We start from the raw sequence: 436 nt of genomic DNA on the forward strand, positions 1-436 counted from the left end.
GCGATTTTAATCGGAACATCACTCTTAATTTCTTCAAATTTTACTTACTGCTATGTAATGCTAAATATAGAAAATTCGAGAACATCTAAGCATATGCTTTTTAATTAAATAAAGCAACAAATCGAACGGGCCTTCAAAGGTTTCTAATATAATTTCAAGCGCATCGGGTGGAATGTATAAATCTTCAGGTTTATCTACAACCGCTTTACCATGCAAAAAAGCCAGTGGTAGCTTTTGCTGTACTGGCTTTTCACTATTTTTTGTATCAGCTGTACTTTCGCTCACTCTTACAACTCAAACGGGCTTGTATCACCACAACCAACACGTAATATTTTAACTTCATCTTCTGATAAATCTATTACTGTAGTCGCTTGCTCTGCTAAGTAACAACCCTGAATAATTAAATCAACCTGTTTATCTAATCTCTCTAGAAGTT

The 436-nt window shown here is 34.4% G+C and carries 1 pseudogene; it reads right to left on the reverse strand.

Features of this window, described 5'->3' with window-relative positions:
* Window positions 1-53: 53 nt before the first annotated feature.
* A pseudogene (locus tag CWB78_RS18550) lies at window positions 54-285 on the reverse strand (segregation/condensation protein A); the annotation flags it as partial.
* Between the last annotated feature and the right edge of the window lie 151 nt (window positions 286-436).

Origin of the sequence: Pseudoalteromonas sp. S1612 (assembly GCF_005887175.1) — a bacterium.
Lineage (GTDB): Bacteria > Pseudomonadota > Gammaproteobacteria > Enterobacterales > Alteromonadaceae > Pseudoalteromonas > Pseudoalteromonas undina.